Origin of the sequence: Actinomyces sp. 594 (assembly GCF_019325145.1) — a bacterium.
GTDB lineage: Bacteria > Actinomycetota > Actinomycetes > Actinomycetales > Actinomycetaceae > Actinomyces.
The window spans coordinates 21,105-41,079 of record NZ_PIZC01000013.1; the positions used below are offsets into that span (position 1 = coordinate 21,105).

The following is a 19,975-nucleotide window of genomic DNA, read 5'->3' on the forward strand; positions in this document are numbered from 1 at the left end:
GAACGCGGGCGCGCTGCAGAGCGACCGCCCCTGTGATCAGCAGGGAGCCCGCGCCGAGGACAAGCACCAGGCTGTTGGCTCCGGTGCGTGCCAGCGAGGGGCGGGACGGCGTCGTAGCGGAGGCGGTTGCAGCAGGCGCGCTGGTCTTTCCGCTGGTCGCCTTGGCGGTCGCCGGGGCAGAGGGCGTGGTCGGGGCAGTGGCCTGTGCGCTCGGCGACTCGCTGGGGGGCGCGGCCTCCGTCGGTGTTGTCGACTCGGAAGGCGTAGGCGACTCGGAAGGAGCCGGGGACTCGCTCGGAGTCGGGGACTCGGAGGGAGCCGGGGACTCGGAGGGAGTCGGGGACTCGCTCGGAGTCGGGGACTCGGAGGGAGTCGGCGTCACCGGAACCGAGCCGTCTGCGGAGCCGCCGCCATCGCGACGAACCACGGTGGTCTCAGCATTGTGCGAGGTACCGGCGATGACCACAGAGGCGTCATCGGTCCAGGGGCCTGCTCCGGTGAACGTCATCGGCAGGATGATCCGGGCGAACTGGCCGGTCGGAATCACGATCGTGCCCGTGATGGTAGTGTCGTCGCAGCTAGTGACGGTCACCTGGGCGCTGGAGCCTCCGGTGGGGTCACCCCACTCATTGCGGCCGGTGTAGGAGTAGGCGGAGGCTTCGCACGTGAAGGCCTGGCCGGCAGAGGTGACGGTATCGGTCCACTCCGCCGTTACGGAAGCGGCTCCGCCCGCCATGTCCTCGGTGATGGTGGGGGTCTGAATCGTGACACTGCCCGGGCGGGTGCCGGATTCGTCCGCTGCGGCTGCAGAACCGTACTTGCCCGCGGCGCGGGGCATCTCGGTGCAGTTCCCAACGCACTCCCCGACCGGAACTACAACCGTGGTCACCTTGCCATTTGTGTTGAAAGTAAGAGTCTCAGTAGTTGACGGCGTGATCGCACTTGTCAGGCGCGTGTCAATCCAGCCGGAGAGAGTGACATCCTGGTGGGACTCGACGTACTCAGTCAGAGTAATCACCAGGCGGCCCGTGTCAGCGCCTTCGTCAGCGACGTACGTCATGGTTGCGGCGACGTCGCCTTCCTTGGTGCTGAGGTTCCAGGTGGTTCCGGAGTCGAAGCGGAGTTCTGCAGGCGTGCTGATCTCATAGGTCTGGCCGGCGCAGTGGCCTTCCTCAAGTGCGAGGTCAAACTGCAGTTTTAGCATTTCCCAGGCGACCGCCGTGTTATCGGCGGACACGGGCTGATCATCCTTGAGAAGCGAGATGTCAGGGGTTTCGGAAGTCGCGGTGCAGCTGCCTTCAACAGCACTCGCCGTGGTGTGGAACGCCGCGGGGACGATCATCGCCAGGGCCAGTGCTCCCAGGGCAAGCACCGCAAGAAGACGTGAAGCTGCGCGAGCGCGCATGATGCTCCTTTCCTCAGGTGCGTGCGGGGTCTATTAGTAGTGGGACCGGCTGCCGCGGGAACTGCGTCACGCCCGACGTTTATAGCTGTGGGGCGAGTAATGGCGAGTCTCCGTGACGGCAGGTTTCAGTTGAGCATCATACCTGCGGGTGGAGGTGGAAGCCGGCGTTTCTGACAGGAAATGAGTTGTAGTCTGTTGCGTTTGTCACCGGAGTACTAACCAGTAAATTGCTAGTGTGCGCTATGCGACCGCCATTCAAGTGTGCGTCTCCCGTGACCGTGGCTGAAACCGGGCCTGCGCAGGCATGTCGCCGCGATGCTATGGGAATACCGCAGGACTGTGCAGCGCGCGCGGGACCGAAGTCTGTAAGCGATCCGCAAATGAGCGAAGAAGTCGGTAACAGGGGCACGACCGGCGCGCAGTGAGCGGGCGCGTGCGGCTTCAGGCGGTGGCGTCCGGGATCGGCCCGCCGTCGTCTCCTTCTGCTACACGAATCGCCCAGTCGCCGCTTCCGTGCGCCTCGGCGGTGGGGGTGCGGATCATGCCCTCCTGGGCGATGGAGGAGACCAGTCGGCCCGCGGAGTCGAACACCTCCGCGCGGGCCATCGAGCGTCCGCCCTGAGAAGTGGGGGAGTCCTGAACGAACAGCAGCCAGTCGCCGGCATCCACATCGCGGTGGAACCACTGGGCGTGATCCAGGGTTGCCAGGCTCATGCCCTCACTGCGCCAGGACAATCCCTGACTACGCAGCGCCGGCTCCAGCATGACCTGGTCGCACATATAGGTCAGCAGCGCCCGATGCACCGTCTGAGTGGTGCTCGGTGGAAGTGCTCCGCGCGATCGCACCCACAGATGCTGCCGCCCCTGTACGCGCTTGCCCGGGCGCAGGTAGATGTTGCCTTCCACGTGCCTAATGTCGAAGGCTGTAGTGCGCCCCAGGAACTTTGCCACCGGGTGATCAATGGAGCGGAAGATCTCCAAGGCGCTGACCAAGTCATCCGGCCGCGGCACGTCGGGCGCCGCCAGCTGCACCTCTGTGCCCTCCTGCTGCTCCTGGAATGAGGCGACCATGGTCAGGATCGGCACGCCGTCCTGTGTGGTGGTGGTGCGTCGCTGAGAGAACGAGCGGCCGTCGTGCATGCGCTCGACGTCGAATCGCAGTTGTTGCCCGGGCTTGCCGCCACGCATGAAGAAAGCATGCACCGAGTGGGGTTGGCGGGGACCATCACCGTCATCGACCATGGTGGCGGCCGCCGCGAGCAGGCCCTGGGCCACGACCTGCCCGCCGTAGATCCGTCCGGAGATCTGGGGGAGCGAGGAGCCGGTGAAGGCCTCAACCTCGTTCCCCGCGCCGGTCACCTCCTCCAAGGCGAGGATCCGCGTAACGGAGCCAAGTGGTTCGGTGCTGGCGGGGGGAACGGGGTATGGCCGTGTCAAAGACCGAGCTCCTCCAGAATCGGCAGTTCGGCGCGTACCGCCTGCCGGGCCTCATCGGCGGTCGCCGACGCCGTGGCGATGCCGGCCAGGCGCTGGCAATCGGTCAGGTCCACCGACTTCAGCACGGCGTCGACATCAGGCAGGGCACGTGCGGTCATGGACAGGCTGGCCACGCCTAGGCCCACCAGCACCGTCGCAAGCGCCGGATCGGCGGCGGCCTCACCGCAAACGCCGACCGGACGACCGTGCGGGGCGGCGCCGTCACAGGCCTGCTTGATCAGGCGCAGCACGGCAGGCTGCCAGGCCGTGGACAGGTCCGCCAGCGAGGACAGCAGTCGGTCCGCCGCCATGACGTACTGGGTCAGGTCATTCGTGCCGATCGAGGCGAAATCGGCGTGCTCGAACATCTTGTCCGCCATGATTGCGGCCGAGGGCACCTCAATCATCATGCCCGCAGTCTGCAGGCCGTAGGAGCGGGCCTTCTCGGTGAAGGCCTTCGCCTCCTCCGCTGTGGAGATCATGGGTGCCATCACCCATACCTTGGCCTCGGTCTCGGCCTCCGCCTTGGCCAGTGCCTCCAGCTGGTGGTCGAGCACCTCCGGGTCGCGGCGCGTGGTGCGGTAGGCCCGTACACCTAGGGCCGGGTTCGCCTCGGTGGCATCGGTGAGGAAGGGCAGGGGCTTGTCTGCGCCGGCGTCTAGCGTGCGCACAACCACTTTCTTCCCGGGGAAGGCGGCCAGCACGGCCTTGTATGCCTCAACCTGCTCGTCGACGCTCGGCTCCTCCGGCTGATCCAAGAAGCAGAACTCGGTGCGGAACAGGCCCACGCCCATGGCGTTTGCCTCCGCTGCCGAGCGGGCGGCAGCACCGTCACCCACGTTGGCGAGCAGCTGCACCTCGTGGCCGTCCTTGGTGGCGCCGTCGCCGTTGAACACGCGCACGCGGCTGGCCAGTTCGCGGGCGCGGCGCAGCTGGTCCTCGCTCGGATCGAGGACGATCGTTCCCTTGGTGCCGTCCACCAGGACGATGTCACCATCGGAGAGCTGGTCGGTGACCTCGGCGCCGGTACCTACGATCGCCGGCATGCCCAGGGCGCGGGCGAGGATGGCGGTGTGCGATGTGGGACCGCCCTCGGAGGTTACGAAGGCCACGACCTTCTCCGGGTCCAGCAGGGCGGTGTCTGCAGGGGCGAGGTCCTCGGCTACCAGTACGAAGGGCTCCGGCAGACGGGGGATGCCGGGCATCGGCGAGTCGGTCAGCACCGCGACGATGCGGTCGCGGACATCCTGCACGTCACGTGTGCGCTCTGCCATGTAGCCGCCCAGGGACTCCAGCATGGAGGCGAGGGTGCCAGCGGCCTCCCAGACGGCGCGCTCGGGCACGAGGCGGCGCTCACGCACCATCGCCTGAGCCGAGGAGGTCAGCGTGGGGTCGGCTGCCATCTGGGCAGTCGTCTCCAGGAGCGTGCGGCCATCACCCTTGGCCTCGGCGGCGGAGAGCTCGAGACCCTTCTTGACTGTCTGCGCGGCCGCGGCGATGCGGTCGCACTCCTTGTCAATGTCGCGGCTCGGATCCAGGGTGGCGATCTCGGGCTCGGTGATACCGGGTGCCATGCGGGCGACGGGTCCGGCGACGAGTCCGGGGCTCACGCCAATGCCGGTCAGAGGGGTTGGGGTTGCGGCGGACGGGGCCATACGGTGCTCCTCAACAGCGATGGAGACGGGTGTCATGACTCATTGTGCACCGAGTCTGTGCTTCGGGGAGCGATTCTGCCATTGGATGAATGACGATTGACACCCTGGGCTCGGCCCTGGAGTCGGACGGACAGCACTCTACGGCTTCACTTGTGTTCCCCTAAGGCGCGGCCTCGGGCGGCGACGCCCGCTCTGCGTGGGCCGGGAGCTGAATGCGCCCGCTGCGACCGCGAACTGCGATAAAGTGATGTCGAGCACGAGGTACTACGAGGAGCACGCATGAGCACTGCAGCCGAAATCGTCGCCGGCCTGGGCGGGCGCGAGAACATTTCCGACCTGGAGCCCTGCATCACTCGTCTGCGGGTTGAGGTTGTTGATCAGGAGAAGGTAGACGAGGAGGCGCTGCGCGCCACCGGTGCGTTCGGGGTGGTCCGCTCCGGCCGGGTGGTTCAAGTGGTGGTGGGTCCCACGGCGGACACGATCGCCCAGGAGATTGCTGAACTCGACTGACGGCGGGCCTGCCCGGCGGCCGTGGCGAGCGGGCCCGGCCGCCCGCGGCGGCCCGCGTGGGGCTGGGACTGCCCGGCTAGGTGAAGCGGGCGCCGCCCGGCGTGGGCGACTGGCATTGGCGCCGAACGTATGAAACGCTTTCTGCAAGAGATGTTCCCGCCCGCCGCGTCGGCCGCGCAGCCGCTCGGTTGAGCCGGTGGGGTATCACTTGAAAGCAACTTCCCGCGCCCCAGGTAACCGGGGACGCCCCCTCGCGCGCACGCGCGACCGAGCACTAGGCTGAACCGCAATGACCGAATCGACCGCCGCATCCGACCTTCCTGACGAGCGTCTCAAGCAGCTCGCCGAGGCCCACGGGGTCTCCACCGAGTACTGGGACTTCCATGGCAATCTCGCTGCCCCGTCGCGCACCACGCTGGTGGCTGTGCTGGCAGCACTAGGCGTAAAGGCCGATACCGCGCAAGAGGTTGAAGAGGCGCTGCGCGAGGTTGAGATTGCCCCGTGGCGCCGGACCCTGCCGCCTACCGTGGTGGTGCGCGCCGGCACCCAGGCAACTGTGCCGGTGCACATGCCCGAAGGCGCTCATGTCCAGATGCACATCATCCTGGAGGAGGGCGACACCCTGCAGCTGCTGCAGGCGGATGACTGGACCGCGCCGCGGGAGGTCGATGGTGCCACCATCGGGCAGGCATCCTTCGTTATCCCCGAAGACCTGCCGTTGGGCTGGCACACGATCGTCGCGGAGATCGACGGCTCCGACGAGCGCGGACACTACCGTGCAACCGCCGCGCTCGCGGTGGCCCCGGACCACCTGGACCTGCCCGCGTCCCTGGGCGGCCGGGGCTGGGGGGTCATGGCCCAGCTGTACTCGATTCGCTCCCGCGACTCCTGGGGAGTCGGCGACGCGGACGATCTGACCGAGCTGGTCGGTTTCCTGGGCGACGAGGGAGCAGACTTCCTGCTGATCAACCCTATGCATGCCGCCGAGCCGGTGGGTCCGATGACGCCCTCGCCGTACCTGCCGGTCACGCGGCGCTTCGTCAACCCCATCTATATCCGGCCGGAGAACATCTTGGAGGTCTCCCGGTTGTCCGGCCCGCGGCGCTCGCTGGTGCAATGGGCCCACGAGGAGGTCGCGGACGCGAACCTGACCGCAGACGCCATTGATCGTGACGCCGCATGGAAGGCCAAGCGCGAAGCCCTGGAAGTGATTTTCGCCGCCGGTCGCTCCCGGTCCCGGCAACGCGACTTCGAACGCTTCCGCCAGGCCCAGGGGCAGGGGCTGGAGCGCTTTGCGCTGTGGTGCGCGCTCATGGAGAAGTACGGGAACTTCGAGGACTGGCCGGACAACCTTAAGGACGCCTCCAGCGCTTTTGTGGCCAATGAGGCGCGTACCCTCGCGGACCGCATAGACTTTTACGCCTGGCTGCAATGGATCGTCGATGAGCAGCTGGCGCGGGCCCAAGCCGAGGCGAAGGCCGCCGGCATGAGCCTGGGCCTGATGGATGACCTGGCGGTCGGCGTACACCCCCGAGGCGCGGACGCCTGGGCCGAGCCGGAGGCCTTTGCGGCCGGCGTCGGCGTCGGCGCCCCGCCGGATATGTACAACCAGCTGGGCCAGAACTGGTCCCAGCCGCCGTGGGACCCGGTCCGGCTGGCGGAGACCGCCTACGCGCCGCTGCGGGACATGGTCGGCACCGTGCTGCGCCATGCCGGGGCTCTGCGTATCGATCACGTCATCGGGCTGTTCCGCCTGTGGTGGATCCCGGACGGACTGCGCGCGGACCAGGGCGCATACGTGCGCTACGACCATGAGGCGATGATCGGTGTGCTCCTGCTGGAGGCGCACCGGGCGGGCGCCGTCATCATCGGCGAGGACCTGGGCACGGTGGAGCCGTGGGCGCGCGAGTACCTGGCCAGCCGGGGCGTGCTGGGCACCTCCGTGCTCTGGTTCGAGAAGCAGGAGGAGGACGGCTGGCCGCTGGAGCCGGGAGCGTACCGGCACCTGTCCCTGTCTACGGTCAACACCCACGACTTGCCGCCCACCGCCGGATATCTCGCGGATGAGCACGTGGCACTGCGCGAGCGGCTCGGGCTGCTCACGGAGCCGGTCGACCAGGTGCGCACCGAGGCCCGTATCGAGCGGGAGCGCATGCTCAGCCGCCTGCGCGAATACGACCTGCTGAGCGAGGACCCCTCCGAGCGGGAGACCGTCGAGGCCCTGTACCGCTATGTGGTCCGCACGCCGTCGGCCCTTGTAGGGGTCGCCCTGGTTGACGGCGTGGGCGAGCGCCGCGCGCAGAACCAGCCCGGCACGGATCAGGAGTACCCGAACTGGAAAATGCCTCTTGCGGACGGTTCGGGAGAGGTTGTCCTGGTAGAGGATCTGCCGAGCAACGTGCGTCTTGCCAGTCTGCTTACCGCCGTGCGCGAGGAGTTTCGTCGCTGATCCCGGCCGCCGCCCGCGTCGAAATCGCTGGCGGCGGTCGGCCAGGACTGGACGAACCGGTCAGGCCCAGGTGAATAGCGCCTCGCCCGCATCCACATGGGTACGGGCGGCGGGCTGGGCTATCTGAGTGGCGTCAGCCTGGAGGGCTACGACCGGGACGATCGGACTGCGGCCGCCGGCGGCGACGGCGCTCGGGCACCAGGTGACCACCGGGTCGCCTACGGTTACGGCATCGCCCTGCTCAACCAGAAGCGTGAAACCCTCCCCTTCCAGCTGCACGGTGTCCAGGCCCAGGTGTACCAGGACACCGCGCCCGGAGGTGTCAGCCACGATGAAGGCATGGGGGTGGATCTTGGTGACTCTCCCGCTGACCGGGGCCAGCGCGGTCACGTTCCCACCGTCGGCGGGATCGGGGTCGACGGCGACTCCGGGACCGAGCATCCCGGCGGCAAACACCGGGTCCGGCACATCGCTGAGCGCGATCACGCGACCAGCAAGAGGGGAGTGGATCAAGGTGTTCATCAAAGCTCCTTCGTGCCTTCGTGAGTGTTGTCCGGTACCAGTAGTGGGCAAGGGGCCCGGTTCCGCCGTTCGTCATGCCGAGCGCGGAACCGGGGCCGCCCGTTCAAGCGAACGTGTTCACTCGCCCGCGTGTCCCCGGGCCTGGACTCGCATCACCCTGAGGGTGTCGTCGAGGTTCTCGCTCACGATCCGGCGGAAGGCGGCGGGAGCATCGATGTGAGCGGCCAGCCAGCCCTCCAGAGCGGCGGCCGGGTCGACGCCGGGCAGCCCCACGGTGGTGGTAGACCACAGTCTGGCCAGCAGATTCTCGGCCATGTGGAAGGTGCGCGAGCTCCAGATGCCGTCTGCCTCCCTGACGTACTCCGAGACGTAGGGGGCCAGCAGCTCGGGGTTGCGCTCGACCATGTTGAAGCCGGCGAGCATCTTCACCTGAGTCTCATTGGGCAGGGAGGCGTTGTCCACCAGCTCGCGCCAGGCTGCCGCCTTCGCCTCCGCGGTGGGAACGGCGGCCCGCGCCTGGGCGGCGCGCTCACGGCCCGTGGTTGTACGGTCGCGCGCCTCCTCGGCGGCGATCTCCGCCTCGCCGCAGCGGCCGGCGGCGACCAGCCCCACCAGCAGCTCCCAGCGCAGGTCTTGGTCCACCACCAGGCCCGGCAGGGGTGCCGACCCGGCCAGCCAGGCGGCGACGGCGTCGAGCTGGTTGCTGGTGACGGCATGAGCGGCGACGGCGCGCACCAGCTGTAGCTGGGTGTCGCTGCCGGCCTCGGCGGCGCGTGCTAGGTCCAGCAGCGTGTCAGTGGTCGACGCAGCCGCTTCCCGACGCTCGGCCGGGGGCAGGTAGGCCGACAGGCAGGTCGCCACCCGCGCCAGCAGCCCCTGCACTACGCTGGAATGCGTCTCGGCACGCAGTGCTCGCAGCGCGGCGGCCAGGAAGTCGACGGCCGGCAGCTCGCCGTCGCGCACCATGTCCCAGGCGCTGGCCACCAGCACCGAGCGTGGCAGGGAGGTGGTGAAGGACTCAACATGCGCCAGCCCGGTGGCGAGCGAGGCGGCGTCCAGGCGCACCTTGGCGTAGGTCAGGTCCTCATCGTTCAGTAGGAGGACATCAGGGCGTACGGTGCCTACCAGCTCGGGCACCTCGGTGCGCGCCCCGGCGACGTCGAGCTCAATGCGTCCGGTGCGCTCCAGGGCGGCCGGGGCCTGGGACCCGAGGGCGTAGGAGCCCAGCACCACGCGGTGGGGGCGCAGCGAGGCCGGCGAGCCTGCCGGAATCTCCTGCACGATCGCGGCGGAGGTTAGCACGCCGTCGGCATCGGTGTCCAGCTCCAGGCGCAGTGTGGTCACACCCGCCTCCTGCAGCCAGACCCGGGTCCAGGCGGACAGGTCGCGGCCGGAGACTTTTTCCAGCTCGCCAAGCAGGTCGGCCAGAGTGGCGTTGGCGTAGGCGTGGGCCGCCAGGTAGTTCTTGATGCCGGCGAAGAATGACTCGCGTCCCACATACGCCACCAGCGCGGACAGCACGGAGGCGCCCTTGGCGTAGGTGATGCCGTCGAAGTTGACCTCCACATCGTGCAGGTCGTTGATCTGCGCGGCGATCGGGTGGGTGGAGGAGAGCTGGTCCTGGTTGTACGCCCAGTTCTTCTCCAGCACCTGGAAGGTGGTCCAGGCGTCGGTCCAGCGGGTGGCTTCGGCGACGGCGAGCGTGGAGCAGTACTCGGCGAAGGACTCGTTCAGCCACAGGTCGTCCCACCACTTCATGGTGACCAGGTCCCCGAACCACATGTGTGCCAGCTCGTGCAGGATGGTCTCAGCGCGGCGCTCGACGCGTGCCTGCACGGGGCGGGAACGGAAGATGTAGTCGTCGCGGTGGGTGACGATGCCGGCGTTCTCCATCGCGCCGGCGTTGAACTCGGGCACGAAGGCCTGGTCGTACTTGCTGAAGGCGTACGGAGTGCCGAATAGCTCCTCGTAGTAGGCGAAGCCGTTCTTGGTGATCGACAGGATCTCCTCGGCGTCCATGAACTCCGCCAGGCTCTTGCGGCAGTACACGCCCAGGGGAATGTTGCGGCCGTCGGCGGCCGTGTAGACGTCGGTGGTTCCCGTATAAGGGCCAGCCACGATCGCCGTGATGTAGGAGCTGATGCGCTCGCTGGGCGTAAAGGCGAAGGTGTGTGTGCCGACGGCGGCCGGCGTGGGTACGGGCGTGGGGGAGTTGGACAGCACCGTCCAGCCCTCGGGCACGGTGACGGTGAAGCGGAAGGGGGCCTTCAGATCGGGCTGCTCGAACACGGCGTACACGCGGCGGGCGTCGGGCACCTCGAACTGGGTGTACAGGTAGGTCTCGCCGTCAGCCGGGTCGGTGAAGCGGTGCAGGCCCTCTCCGGTGTGCATATAGGCGCAGTCGGCGACCACGGTCAGCTCGTTGTCCGCGCGCAGGTCCGCCAGCGCGATACGCGAGTCGGCGAAGACCTGCTGCGGGTCGAGCTCGTTCCCGTTGAGTGTCACCGCGTGCACTGCCGGGGCGATCAGGTCGATGAAGGTGGACGCCCCCGGGGTGGCGGTGAAGCGGACCGTCGTGGTGGAACGGAAGGTGGCGTTGGCGGAGTCCGCGGCGCCGGACAGATCCAGGACGACGTCGTAACTGTCGGCGGAGACGACGGCGGCGCGCGCCACCGCCTCCTCGCGGGTGAGGTTCTGGCCGGGCACGAAAGCTCCTTCAGTCGTATTGGCAGATGCTCTGGGAACCGCGGTGTGAGCCGCGAGTCCCCGGGCGATTGTCGCATCGACGGCCTGGGGCCGGAAATCGGAGCATGCGACGTGGGTGCACGTGGGCCGCCTGTGTGGGGAGGGGCGGGAGCGGCGGCGGTTATCTGGGGCTAAAGGCCCATCTCAAGCCGCAGTAGACGATCGAATCGTTCAATATGGTGATCGATATGATCGAACAACTTGACCGGCGTGCCGGAAGCAAGCGTGCTTGAGGTATCAGATGATCGAACCGATCATTTTACGGCTCTCGCATGAGAGAACCGCTCAGTTTTGAGGTACAAGGAGGTATCCATGACAGCAGCAGCTACGCCCGTGCGGCGGCAGGGCAAGACCAACTGGCGTTGGGTCGTCGCCGTCGTTTGCGCCATCGGCCTGGCCATCAACTACATCGACCGCTCGGCGATCTCGGTGTCTCTGCCCTATATGACCAAGGACTTCCACATCACTCCCGGCGAGCAGGGGCTCATCCTGTCGGTCTTCTCCTGGTCGTACGCGATCATGCAGATCCCCGCGGGCTCCCTGATCGACAAGTTCGGCGAGCGCGTCATGTTCGGAGCCTCGGTGTTCGTGTGGTCAGTGTGCACCGGCGCCACCTTCCTCACCAGCAGCTTCGCCATGCTGTTCGGACTCAGGCTCGGCCTTGGCATTGGCGAGTCGGGCGCCTACCCCGCATCTGCAAAGACCGTCTCCCGCTGGTTCCCCCAGCGGGAGCGTGCACGCGCCACCTCCGTCTACGACTCCGGCGCGCGTATCGGCTCGGCCATCGCAACCCCGGTGATCGCCGGGATCATTGGACTGTGGGGCTGGCGGTGGGTCTTCCTGATCGCCGGTGTGCTCGGGATCCTGTGGGCCCTGGGCTGGTGGGCGCTCTATCGCCGTCCACAGCTTGTCAGCTCAATCGGCGAGGAGGAGATGGCGGTTATCAACGAGGGCCGCGACGAAGAGGAGCGTGAGGCGGCTGCGGCCGGCACCGAGAAGGCCATCCCGGTACTCATCCTGCTGCGCAAGCGCGCCGTGTGGGCCATGATGATCGGCTTCTTCTGCGTGAACTTCGCGGTGACGTTCTTCCTGACCTGGTTCCCCACCTACCTGGTCGACGAGCGCGGCTTCGACCTGCTCAAGCTCGGAGCCTTCGGCGCGATCCCCCCGATCTGCTCCATCATCGGCTCGTGGAGTGGCGGCCTGATCAACGACGCATTGCTCAAGCGGGGCTGGTCGGTGACGCGCGTGCGCAAGACCTGCCTGGTCGTCGGGATGCTGTTGTGCGCCGTGATCGGCGGAGCGGCCTTCGTTCCCACCGCGGGACTGGCGCTGGCACTGATGTCGGTGTCCTACTTCGGCTCCGCCTTCACCATCGTGACCATCTGGTGCCTGCCCGCGGACTTCGTCCCGGCATCCACCGTCGGCGTGCTGGGCGGCACCCAGAACTTCTTCTCCAACATTGGATCCGCTCTCAACCCGATCGTCATCGGCTTCCTGTACGGCGCCACCGGTGCCTTCGGCCTGCCGCTGCTGCTGTCCGGCGCGGTCTCGGTCTTCGGCGCCCTGGTCTTCGCCTTCATGCTTCCCAAGGTCGAGCAGATCGACTTCTCCAGGGATGTGGTCGCGGTGTGAGGGCAGGGGCAGGAAACCACCCGGCGCGGATAGGCGCTAGTACAGCAGGCTGAACGGCGGGCTGGAGGGCCGGTACCGTGCGCGGCCCGGCGGAGACGATGCAACCCGATGCGACCACAATGACGAAAGGAGGTGGGACGATGCGGTCAGAAGCGATTCTCAACGACCAGGGAGGCACCATGGCCATCACCGTTCGCTCCAGCGTCACTGGCGAGCCCCGCACCAAGGGAGACCGGCGGCGGGCCCGGCTAGTCGAGCTGCTGGGCGAAGGCTCTGGCAGGAGTGCCTCGGTCAATGAGCTCGCGCAGGCACTGGATGTATCCGTGGTCACTATTCGTCGGGACCTGGCGCTGTTGGAGAAGAACGAAGTCATCTCACGCACCTACGGGGGAGCGTCGCTGGCCCCTGGGCGCAGTGAACTGACCATGGCGCAACGGCAGGTGAGCAACGTCGTCGCGAAGGAGGGGATCGCGCAGGTGGCGGTCTCCCTCCTCAGCGAGGGGGACCTGGTGATCCTCGACGCCGGCTCCACGGCGGAACGCATCGCCGCCGCCATCGACAACCGCTTCGAGCTCACCGTGGTCACCAACGGGCTGCGCTGCATCAACCGGCTCGTGGGGCAGGACAAGGTCCACGTGCTGGTGCTGGGCGGCAACCTGCGCGGCATCAACGAGACCATCTGCGGGGGCGATGCAGAGATGACCCTGTCCCGCATCTACGGCAACATCGCCTTCGTCGGCGCCGACGCCGTCAGTGCCGAGCGGGGCATCGCCTCGCGCACCTACGACCAGTCCCGGCTGAAGTCGATGATGCTGCGCCAAGCCTCCCAGGTGTACGTCATCGCCGACTCCTCCAAGCTCGAGGATGACACGGACTACCCCTACTGGTCCCCGCTGCCCCATGAATGGGGGCTCATCACCGACGCCGGCGCCTCGGCCGAGCAGATTGAGGCCCTTGAGGACCGCGGCGCCACCACCATTCTGCTCGCCGGCGAGCAGAACCAAGCAGACTCACTCAGTTTCAAGGAAGAACCATGACTAGCAAAACGACAGTCGTCCCGACCGTCGACTTGAGCGCCACCATGCGCAAGGCCGTACTGCACGCCGCCAACGACATGCGGATCGAGCAGGTGCCGATCCCCGAACTCCAACCGGGCGACGTCCTGCTGAAGGTGACCGGGGCCCTGCTGTGCGGCACGGACGTGCGCATCTACACCGGCCGTAAGACCCGCAATGTGACCCTGCCCTCCACGCTGGGGCACGAGTTCGCCGGCGAGGTCGTCGCCGCGAACGGTGACCTTCCCGACGGCGTGTCCATGGGTGACCAGGTCTGCGTCTACCCGCTGTACCGTGCGGGACCTGCTCCGCGTGCTCCAAGGGCCACCCCAACATCTGCCGCAACCGCGTCGCCTTCGGCTACCAGCTCGACGGCGGGCTGTCGCAGTACGTGCGGGTCCCCGCCCAGGCGCGCGAGAACCTGATTCCGATCAACAACGTCTCCGCCCTCGAGGCCGCCATCGTAGAGCCGGTCTCCTGCGCCCTGAACGGCCAGAACCTGGCCAAGGTGGCCGGGGCGGACACGGTCCTGGTGGCCGGCGCGGGGCCGCTCGGCCTGATCCACATCCGCCTGGCCAAGGCGCAGGGCGTACGCCAGGTCATCTCCGTGGAGCCCAACCAGGCCCGCCACGACATCGCCCGCGCCTCCGGAGCCGACCTGGTGCTCGCACCATCGGACGACATCGCCGATCGGATCCGGGAATTCGCCCCGACGGCATCGACGTGTTCATCATGGCGATCGGCCGCCTCGAGGCCATGACCCCCTACCTCGGGGTACTCGCCCCCGGTGCCCGCATCTCCGTATTCGCCGGCTTCAACTCAGAGGCCAGGCTCGAGTTCGTCGCCAATGACATTCACTACAACGAGTACGAGATCGTCGGCGCCTCCTCCTGCCGCCTGGAGAACTTCCAGCAGGTCGCCCCGATGATCAACGACGGTCGGCTGAGGGTGGCCGACCTGATCGGCACGCAGCTCCCCCTAGACCGCGCCGTCGAGGCCATCGACCTGGCCGCCTCCGGTGCCGACATGCGCGTCGGCGTCGACGTCTGGGCCTGACGCCCGGCGACTCCTGCCAACCACCCCTCCGGCTCGCGTCCCCGACGCGAGTCCCGGCAAGCACACCCCTATTCGCCTCACTGGCTCAATTTCACCCGAGTGGCCCGGCACCGGGCCGGGCTTGCACATCCGCACACAACCCGAAAAACCCCGAAAAACCCCGAAAAACAAGGAGACAGAACCATGTCCGTCTACTCCATCAACCCCGTCGGCACCACCCCCGCCCTCGGCCGCCAGCTGCGTATGCGCCGCCTGCTCGGCGCGGACGGGCGCATGATGTCCGTGGCCCTGGACCAGGCGGTTCCGCGCGGCGTCGCCCCGCGCCTGGCCGACATCAAGAACACCTTCAACCGGATCATCGAGGGCGAGCCCGACGCCTTCGCCGTCTTCAAGGGCATCGCCGGCCACCTGCTGTGGGACACCGAAATCACCGTCCCGCTCATCATCAAGGGCTCCACCTTCTGCGTCGACTTCCACCCCACCTACGACGCCACCGTCGCCTCCGTCCACGACGCCATCCGCCTGGGCGCCGACGCCCTGGCCATCGGCATCTCCGCGGGCTCGGAGCACCAGGTCGCCATGCTGGAGATGATGTCCGCCACCACCGAGGAGGCCCACAAGTGGGGCATGCCGGTCATCTGCCACGCCTACCCCTCCGGCGAGCTGTGGGGTGACCGCAAGGGGTCCACCGAGTCCGTCATCTACGCGGCCCGGGCCGCCGCCGAGTGCGGCACCGATATCGTCAAGACCTGGTACACCGGCTCCGCCGCGGAGTTCAAGCAGGTCGTCGACGCCGTCCCAACGCCCGTGGTCGCCGCCGGCGGCGCCCCCGCCCCCAAGCCCATCAACGTGCTGGAGCAGGCCGCCGCGGTGATGGAGGCCGGCGGTGTGGGCATGACCTGCGGGCGCAACATCTGGTAGGCCGAGGACCCCGCCAAGATGGTGCGGGCGCTGCGCGCGGTGGTGCACGACGGCGTCGTCCCCTCCGAGGCTGTCAGGCTGCTGGACTGACGGCCGGCAGCGCCGCCAAGACGAGAGGATGACGGAGGTTCAATGATGAGCACATTCGTCGGAATCGACCTGGGGACCTCGGCCACCAAGGCCGTCGTCGGCATCGACGTCCACTGCCCGGTCGCCGTGCCTTAGGACGCGGCCGGGAGGGCCTGCGGACTGGGAGTGGTTTGGGACAACAACATCCTGCGCTACTACTTCAACCAGTTCTCGGATCAGCGCTCGGAGCAGGCGCTCGCGGCCACGGGGAACCACCCCTCGCAGTCGACCTTCATGGCCCTGGCTCACCCCTACCTGCGCAATCACGACGCCGACGCCTTCGCACGCATGGCCACCTTCGGCATGGCCGGCACCTGGCTCGGCGCCCTGCTGACGGGCCAGGCCGCGCTGGACCCCACCCAGGCCTCCTACTCCGGCATCTTCAACACGCTGGAGCCACAGCGGGGGTGGATCCAGGAGACCGTCGAGCTGCTTGACATCGACCCGGGCACGCTCCCGCCGGTCAAGCACGCGGTGGAGATCCTCGGCACGGTCACGTCGCAGGCGGCCGCCGACTTCGGCCTGCCCGTCGACATCCCCCGTGTCGGTCGGCTCGGCCGACACCCCGGCGGCCTCCTACGCCCTGGGCACCAGGCCGGGCACCAAGCCCTTCTTCATCATGGGCACCACCCATGTGATCAACTCCTGCCTGGACGCGCCGGACACACGCGCCACCGCCCTGCAGCGCTGCGGCAACCGGCCGGGGGAGTGGCTGATCAACGGGGTGACCAACGGCGGCGACGCCCTGGCCACCGGGGCGCTGGCGGCCGGCTTCGGCGAGGCCGGCGGCGGCGTCGCCGAGATGATCCGCACCGCCTACGACATCTCCCGCGAGGACGCGGTCACCGCCCCGTTCTTCATCCCGCACGTCATGCGGGAGCGGGGGCCGCGGTGGTTCGAGGCGCCCTGCGCCCGGCTGGTGGATATCACCCGCGAAACGTCTCGCGCGCAGGTGGCCCGCGGCATCGCCGACGTCGTGCTGCCGGAGGTCGTCTCCCGGCGAGTTAGCCCACGGCCGGACTGGGTGGCCATCAACGATGACCGCTGGGACGCCTTCCGCGTCTCCTGGACCGACGCGACCGGGCGCGAACCCCTGCCGGAGATCTGACCGCCCCGACCGCCCTACCCCATTTGTCACCCCTCACGAAAGGCAGTTCCATGACCACTTCAACAAATAGTGTGGAGGCTGTGAAGCCGCCCATGTCTGTGTACGTCGCCCGGCTACTGACCGACGCCGTCACCCACGAGCTCGACTCCTACGCCGGGATCAGCTTCGACGTCGGCCGGGAGGCGCCGCCCGCCCGGGCGGAACTGCTGGAACGGGTGGCGGGAAAGGATGCCGCCATTGTCACGCTCACCGAGCGCATCGATGAGGAGTTCTTCACCGCCGCCGGTCCGAGCCTGAAGGTGGTGGCCAACGTGGCCGTCGGCTTTGACAACATCGACCTGGACGCCGCCGCCCGCCACGGGGTCACCGTCACCAACACCCCCGGCGTCCTGGACGGCGCCACCGCCGACCACACCTTCGCCCTGATTCTGGCGCTCGGTCGGCGCATCGTCGAGGCCGACCGCTTCATCCGTGAGGGCAACGACTGGGTGTGGGGGCCGCGCATGTTCGTCGGCCTGGACATCTCCGCCGGGGCAACCCTGGGCATCATCGGTCTGGGCCGCATTGGGCGGGCCGTGGCCAGGCGTGCCCGCGCCTTCGACATGCGCGTCATCGCCACCGACGCGACCCGGCCGCTCGGCAGCAGCGTCGACGGTGTCGAGATCGTCAGTCAGGAGGAACTGCTGGCCACCTCCGACGTGGTCACGCTGCACGTGCCGCTGCTGCCCTCCACGCGTCACTTGATCAACGCCGAGACGCTCGCTCTGATGAAGCCGGGCGCCTACCTGGTCAACTGTGCGCGCGGCGGCATCGTCGACGAGCAGGCGCTGATCGAGGCGATCGACTCCGGGCACCTGCGCGGAGCCGCCATCGACACCTTCGAGGGCGAGCCCCGCGTCAACCCCGAGCTGATCGCCCGGGAGCAGGTGGTGCTCACCCCGCACACCGCCAGCGCCGGTGAGGCGACGCGCGACCGCATGTGCCGCCTCGCCGTCGACAATGTCATTGCCGTACTGGCCGGGCGCGAGCCGCTCACCGAGGTCAAAGCGTCCTGACCAGGCTGCGGGCACCGCGTACACGAGACCGAAAGGACAGCACCGTGAAGTTCGCACTGGCGCCCGACTCCTTCAAGGAGAACATGACGGCCCTGCAGGCCGCCCAGGCGATGGCGCGCGGTGTACTAGACGTGCACCCCGACGCCGAGACGGTCATGGTCCCCATGTCCGACGGCGGGGAGGGCTTCGTGGATGCGGTCACCGCAGCCTGGGGCGCCGAGCCCGTGGAGGCGCCCACCGTCGACGCCCTGGGGCGGCCCCTCCGCGCCGCCTACGGGCTCGACGGCGATCGCGCCGTCATGGACGTGGCCAGCTGCGCCGGCCTGGAGCTCATCGCCCCCGCCGACCGCGACGTCCTGCACTCCAACACCGCCGGGCTGGGAGTGCTCATCGGGGACGCCGTGGGCCGCGGGGCGCGACGCATCATCCTGGGCATCGGCGGCTCGGCCACTAACGACGCCGGCCTGGGCATGCTCGCTGCTCTCGGAGCGCGGTTGCTGGGTGAGCACGGCGAGGAGATCAGCCCCTACCCGGACCAGTTCGACCGCATCGTCGAAATCGACACCTCCGGGATGCTCCCGCAGCTCGCCCAGACCCGCTTCCAGGTGGCCTGCGATGTGACCAACCCGCTCACCGGCGCCGACGGCGCCACCGCCGTATTCGGCCCCCAGAAGGGCGTTAGCGAGGAGCTCGTGCCCATTCTGGATAGTGCCTTGGCACACGTGGCTCGCCTATCCGGCCACGAGCCGGAGGCGGCCACGCCCGGGGCGGGAGCCGCGGGCGGACTCGGCTTCGCCCTGCGGGCCTTCCTCGGCGCGGAGCTCGAGCCCGGAGTCGAGCTGGTGGCCCAGGCGGTCGGCCTCGCCGATGCCGTCGTCGGGGCGGACCTGGTGCTGACCGGGGAGGGCTCGGTGGACGCCCAGACCCTGGCGGGCAAGACGCCCGCCGGGGTGGCCCGGCTTGCCGCGGAGGCGGGCGTGCCCTGCGTCGTCTTCGCCGGGCGCATCAAGGCCGGTGCTGAGAACCTGCTCTCCCACGGAGTCAAGGATCTGGTCAAGGTTGGTCCACCCGACGAGCCCCTGGAACAGGCCCTGCGCCACGGCCAGGAGAACCTGCGCCGCGCTGTCGGCGACTACCTGCGGCGCTGATACCCAGCCGGTGCGGTGCCGCCATGCGTGATTTCTACCGACCTGGGCGAGTCAGTCGGCGGGGGTGCAGGTGCCGGGGGTGTAGCCGTAGGCGGCCAGGGTCGCGTAGGTCTCGTCGGTCGGGGGCGCGGCGAAGCCGTCCCCGACCGGTCCTGCGGGGACCGTCACCAGGTTCACCCCGCTGTCCGCATCCGCCCCCATGGCGCCGCGCACGGTGCGGGCCAGGCGCGCCAGGTCGAGCAGCCCGGTGCCGACGTCGGTCCCGAGGTCTCCGGTCAGGGTCCAGGCGAGCGACTGCACCGCCAGGGGGTTGTGTGCTCGCTCCAGCATCCCTGCCAGTACAGCGCGCATGACGACGCCGGTGAAGCGGCTGCGCCGCTCGGCGCCCTCCTGCTCTGATAGTGCCACCCACTGCCCATCGCGCAGGACCTCCGGATGGCGTGAGCGCACGAGTGCCAGGGTATCCACACCGCTCAGATGCTGCGTGCCCGCGGTCTCGATCTGGAGTCCCGAGTAGGCGTCGCGTACGGGCTCGTCGACCTCGACGTCGACCCCGCCCAGGGTGTCGACGATGTCGGCGAACTGGGCCATGTCGACCGTGACTACGTGGTCGGTGGACACACCGAAGGCGGAGCAAAGGGAATCGACGGTGTGCTGTGGCCCTTGCAGGAAGGATGTGGCTAGGCGCTCGTCGAACATCTGCCCCTGTGCCACGGTCAGGTCGCGTGGCAGCACCAGCACGTTTACTTCGGAGGCGGCCGGCTGGACCAGCGCGACGACGTCGGCGCGCGCTCCCTGCCCCGCTTCTTCCACGCTGCCGTAGCGGTCGGGGCCTTCGGGCACCGCAGTGCGCGAGTCCGTGCCGATCACCAGCCAGGTCTCCGCCTGGGGGAGGGTGCTGCCGTCGGCGGTGGCGCTGCTTGCGCCCAGCTGCCGAGGCATGTCCACGTCGAAGCGGTCCATGCGGGCATGCAGTAGACCCAGGTCACCGAGTCCCAGACCGAGCCCCAGGGACAGGACGGTGAGTATGACAGTGAGCGCGGGACGCCGGCGGGCATGTGCACGCAGTCGCGCCCACCAGGCTGAGAGCGCCTGGTGGGCGCGAC

At 68.4% G+C, this 19,975-nt stretch carries 16 protein-coding genes and 2 pseudogenes; 12 read left to right on the plus strand and 6 right to left on the minus strand.

The genetic code is table 11. From position 1 onward, the window contains the following. The 3 genes from GZ998_RS01755 to ptsP all read right to left on the minus strand — a co-directional run. Nucleotides 1–1,405, minus strand: a 1,405-nt coding sequence (locus tag GZ998_RS01755; RefSeq protein ID WP_219108590.1) for an Ig-like domain-containing protein, incomplete at its 3' end; no start/stop codon positions are given. Nucleotides 1,406–1,846: 441 nt separating this feature from the next. Continuing rightward, a complete protein-coding gene (locus GZ998_RS01760; protein WP_219108592.1) occupies nucleotides 1,847–2,842 on the minus strand; it encodes an acyl-CoA thioesterase II in 996 nt (331 codons plus the stop codon). Next, the gene (gene ptsP, locus GZ998_RS01765; RefSeq protein ID WP_219108662.1) at nucleotides 2,839–4,536 is read right to left on the minus strand and encodes a phosphoenolpyruvate--protein phosphotransferase; all 1,698 of its coding nucleotides are present in this window, start codon (nucleotides 4,534–4,536) and stop codon (nucleotides 2,839–2,841) included. The genes GZ998_RS01760 and ptsP overlap by 4 nt, the downstream gene beginning before the upstream one ends. A gap of 279 nt (nucleotides 4,537–4,815) precedes the next feature. Between ptsP and GZ998_RS01770 the strand changes: the two genes are divergently transcribed. Further along, nucleotides 4,816–5,046 (plus strand): glucose PTS transporter subunit EIIB, encoded by a 231-nt coding sequence (locus tag GZ998_RS01770; RefSeq protein WP_161923736.1) that lies wholly within the window; start codon nucleotides 4,816–4,818, stop codon nucleotides 5,044–5,046. 289 nt (nucleotides 5,047–5,335) lie between these two features. Next, nucleotides 5,336–7,495: a 4-alpha-glucanotransferase gene (malQ, locus tag GZ998_RS01775; RefSeq protein ID WP_161923737.1), complete on the plus strand. Its 2,160-nt coding sequence runs from the start codon at nucleotides 5,336–5,338 to the stop codon at nucleotides 7,493–7,495. Between the two features lie 60 nt (nucleotides 7,496–7,555). Here the strand turns inward: malQ and GZ998_RS01780 are convergent, their stop codons facing one another. Together GZ998_RS01780 and pepN are read right to left on the minus strand one after the other, a co-directional pair. Next, entirely contained in the window at nucleotides 7,556–8,017 is a 462-nt protein-coding gene (locus tag GZ998_RS01780; protein ID WP_219108594.1) for a glucose PTS transporter subunit IIA, read from the minus strand. Between the two features lie 117 nt (nucleotides 8,018–8,134). Further along, nucleotides 8,135–10,723 carry an aminopeptidase N gene (gene pepN / locus GZ998_RS01785; protein ID WP_219108596.1) on the minus strand — a complete coding sequence of 863 codons (2,589 nt, stop codon included), beginning with the start codon at nucleotides 10,721–10,723 and terminating at the stop codon, nucleotides 8,135–8,137. 351 nt (nucleotides 10,724–11,074) lie between these two features. Here pepN and GZ998_RS01790 point away from each other — a divergent pair, with 351 nt between their 5' ends. The 10 genes and pseudogenes from GZ998_RS01790 (at nucleotide 11,075) to GZ998_RS01830 (ending at nucleotide 18,869) form a co-directional block, all read left to right on the plus strand. Continuing rightward, nucleotides 11,075–12,397, plus strand: coding sequence for an MFS transporter (locus GZ998_RS01790; protein ID WP_162679477.1), 1,323 nt, complete (start codon nucleotides 11,075–11,077; stop codon nucleotides 12,395–12,397). 140 nt (nucleotides 12,398–12,537) lie between these two features. Then, the gene (locus GZ998_RS01795) at nucleotides 12,538–13,434 is read left to right on the plus strand and encodes a DeoR/GlpR family DNA-binding transcription regulator (protein WP_161923740.1); all 897 of its coding nucleotides are present in this window, start codon (nucleotides 12,538–12,540) and stop codon (nucleotides 13,432–13,434) included. 77 nt (nucleotides 13,435–13,511) lie between these two features. Then, a pseudogene (locus GZ998_RS13430) lies at nucleotides 13,512–13,792 on the plus strand (alcohol dehydrogenase catalytic domain-containing protein); the annotation flags it as partial. 51 nt (nucleotides 13,793–13,843) lie between these two features. Further along, nucleotides 13,844–14,212 carry a zinc-binding dehydrogenase gene (locus GZ998_RS01805; protein ID WP_219108598.1) on the plus strand — a complete coding sequence of 123 codons (369 nt, stop codon included), beginning with the start codon at nucleotides 13,844–13,846 and terminating at the stop codon, nucleotides 14,210–14,212. Beyond that, entirely contained in the window at nucleotides 14,209–14,508 is a 300-nt protein-coding gene (locus GZ998_RS01810; RefSeq protein WP_219108600.1) for a hypothetical protein, read from the plus strand. The genes GZ998_RS01805 and GZ998_RS01810 overlap by 4 nt, the downstream gene beginning before the upstream one ends. A 183-nt stretch (nucleotides 14,509–14,691) precedes the next feature. Further along, complete coding sequence (locus GZ998_RS01815) at nucleotides 14,692–15,429, plus strand: class I fructose-bisphosphate aldolase (RefSeq protein ID WP_219108604.1); 738 nt, start codon at nucleotides 14,692–14,694, stop codon at nucleotides 15,427–15,429. A 255-nt stretch (nucleotides 15,430–15,684) separates the two neighbouring features. After that, a pseudogene (locus tag GZ998_RS13435) lies at nucleotides 15,685–16,053 on the plus strand (FGGY family carbohydrate kinase); the annotation flags it as partial. A 46-nt stretch (nucleotides 16,054–16,099) separates the two neighbouring features. Continuing rightward, nucleotides 16,100–16,666: a hypothetical protein gene (locus tag GZ998_RS12940; RefSeq protein ID WP_257504918.1), complete on the plus strand. Its 567-nt coding sequence runs from the start codon at nucleotides 16,100–16,102 to the stop codon at nucleotides 16,664–16,666. Nucleotides 16,667–16,758: 92 nt separating this feature from the next. After that, a complete protein-coding gene (locus GZ998_RS01825) occupies nucleotides 16,759–17,721 on the plus strand; it encodes a D-glycerate dehydrogenase (RefSeq protein ID WP_219108609.1) in 963 nt (320 codons plus the stop codon). Nucleotides 17,722–17,765: 44 nt separating this feature from the next. Further along, nucleotides 17,766–18,869: a glycerate kinase gene (locus GZ998_RS01830; protein WP_219108612.1), complete on the plus strand. Its 1,104-nt coding sequence runs from the start codon at nucleotides 17,766–17,768 to the stop codon at nucleotides 18,867–18,869. A 51-nt stretch (nucleotides 18,870–18,920) separates the two neighbouring features. On the opposite strand, the gene GZ998_RS01835 is transcribed toward GZ998_RS01830, so the two are convergent. Continuing rightward, a partial coding sequence (locus GZ998_RS01835) for an LCP family protein (RefSeq protein WP_238994351.1) occupies nucleotides 18,921–19,975 on the minus strand: 1,055 nt, incomplete at its 5' end.

Coding starts and splice junctions, on each gene's coding strand:
- GZ998_RS01825 (WP_219108609.1), top strand. CDS start 16,759: ATGTCTGTGTACGTCGCCCGGCTACTGACCGACGCCGTCACCCACGAG.
- GZ998_RS01795 (WP_161923740.1), top strand. CDS start 12,538: ATGCGGTCAGAAGCGATTCTCAACGACCAGGGAGGCACCATGGCCATC.
- GZ998_RS01770 (WP_161923736.1), top strand. CDS start 4,816: ATGAGCACTGCAGCCGAAATCGTCGCCGGCCTGGGCGGGCGCGAGAAC.
- ptsP (WP_219108662.1), bottom strand. CDS start 4,536: ATGGCCCCGTCCGCCGCAACCCCAACCCCTCTGACCGGCATTGGCGTG.
- malQ (WP_161923737.1), top strand. CDS start 5,336: ATGACCGAATCGACCGCCGCATCCGACCTTCCTGACGAGCGTCTCAAG.
- GZ998_RS01790 (WP_162679477.1), top strand. CDS start 11,075: ATGACAGCAGCAGCTACGCCCGTGCGGCGGCAGGGCAAGACCAACTGG.
- GZ998_RS01810 (WP_219108600.1), top strand. CDS start 14,209: ATGACCCCCTACCTCGGGGTACTCGCCCCCGGTGCCCGCATCTCCGTA.
- GZ998_RS01815 (WP_219108604.1), top strand. CDS start 14,692: ATGTCCGTCTACTCCATCAACCCCGTCGGCACCACCCCCGCCCTCGGC.
- GZ998_RS01780 (WP_219108594.1), bottom strand. CDS start 8,017: ATGAACACCTTGATCCACTCCCCTCTTGCTGGTCGCGTGATCGCGCTC.